This is a genomic window from Arthrobacter sp. HMWF013, assembly GCF_003061105.1.
Lineage (GTDB): Bacteria > Actinomycetota > Actinomycetes > Actinomycetales > Micrococcaceae > Arthrobacter.
This window is the reverse complement of the sequence record NZ_QAIQ01000383.1, coordinates 4,400-5,171: the sequence shown is the minus strand read 5'-3', so window position 1 is coordinate 5,171 and position 772 is coordinate 4,400. Positions and strand designations below refer to the sequence as shown.

The following is a 772-nucleotide window of genomic DNA, read 5'->3' as shown; positions in this document are numbered from 1 at the left end:
CTGACCCCCTGCATGCCATGCAGGTGCGCTACCAGCTGCGCCACAGCCCCAAACCCGTGCCGACCGGCGGTTCACACCGGCCGAAGCAACCTGATCAGCTTAATGGAAATCCGCGTCGGGCGCCAATCGGCGGCCGTCCTACGGTGCAACAAAAAAGTCCGCCGGAATCTTTCGATTCCGGCGGACCATCCGGTGGAGCTGAGGGGACTCGAACCCCTGACCCCCTGCATGCCATGCAGGTGCGCTACCAGCTGCGCCACAGCCCCGGACCTTCGTTAATCCGTGGTTTCCCCGGAGCAACTCAAATATCTTAGACCAGCGTTTCAGAAAATTCCAAATCGGGCATATGGGGCCCGGGAAGGTCCCTTATTCGGCGTCGGAGCCTGCCGAAGCCTTGGCTGAGGCGTCCTCGCCGAGCTGCAGGTCAACCACCGGGCAGTCCTTCCACAAGCGCTCCAGTGCGTAGAAGACACGGTCTTCCTCGTGCTGGACGTGGATGACGATGTCCGAGTAGTCCAGCAGGACCCAGCGGCCGCCGGAGCGGCCCTCGCGGCGCGTAGGCCGCAGGTCCTGTTTGGCCAGTTCCTCTTCAATGCCGTCAACAATGGCGTTGACCTGGCGTTCGCTCGGTGCCGAAGCAATGAGGAAAACGTCGGCCAAAGCCAGCCGCTCACTGACGTCAAGCGCCACGATGTCGTGGGCAATCTTGTCCGCGGCGGCCTTGGCGGCGTGGCGGGCTATGGCGATGGATGAATCTGATGCAGTCACGGGG

1 protein-coding gene and 1 tRNA gene are annotated in these 772 nt (G+C 62.8%); both read right to left on the bottom strand.

Annotation, left to right across the window (positions count from 1 at the left end; all coding sequences use genetic code 11):
• Nucleotides 1-193 precede the first annotated feature (193 nt).
• Nucleotides 194-266, bottom strand: a tRNA-Ala gene (locus DBR22_RS14235).
• A gap of 100 nt (nt 267-366) precedes the next feature.
• Entirely contained in the window at nt 367-768 is a 402-nt protein-coding gene (gene rsfS, locus DBR22_RS14230) for a ribosome silencing factor (RefSeq protein ID WP_108599555.1), read from the bottom strand.
• Nucleotides 769-772 lie beyond the last annotated feature (4 nt).